The organism is Micromonospora fiedleri (genome assembly GCF_016774385.1).
Taxonomy (GTDB): domain Bacteria; phylum Actinomycetota; class Actinomycetes; order Mycobacteriales; family Micromonosporaceae; genus Micromonospora; species Micromonospora gifhornensis.
Window position 1 is genome coordinate 1 of record NZ_JAETXL010000115.1, and the last position, 443, is coordinate 443.

The following is a 443-nucleotide window of genomic DNA, read 5'->3' on the forward strand; positions in this document are numbered from 1 at the left end:
AGGGTGCAGGCGCTGTCTCTTATACACATCTAGATGTGTATAAGAGACAGGGGTGAAGTGGCATTACAAAACCCGACAAGGGATCAAGAACCTCGCGCCAGCAGATGCTGCACGCCTGGCCGGTACCGATCCAGATTACGCCCAGCGTGACCTGTTTGAAGCGATCGAGCGCGCAGACTTCCCGAAATGGCGCGTTTGCATTCAGATCATGACTGAAGCCCAAGCGGCTGCTCATTACGAGAATCCTTTCGACGTGACCAAGACCTGGTCGCAGAAAGAGTTTCCTCTGATCGAAGTGGGTGAGCTTGAGCTCAACCGTAATCCGCTGAACTACTTCGCTGAAGTCGAGCAAGCGGCATTCGGGCCAAGCAACATGGTCCCAGGTGTTGGCTTGTCGCCGGACCGCATGCTCCAGGGCCGTGTATTCGCTTATGCGGATGCCC

General features: G+C 55.5%; 1 protein-coding gene. It reads left to right on the plus strand.

What is annotated here, in order from left to right; genetic code table 11:
- Positions 1 to 52: 52 nt before the first annotated feature.
- Positions 53 to 443 (plus strand): catalase (locus JMF97_RS32530; RefSeq protein ID WP_498043324.1); only part of this gene is annotated, 391 nt, incomplete at its 3' end.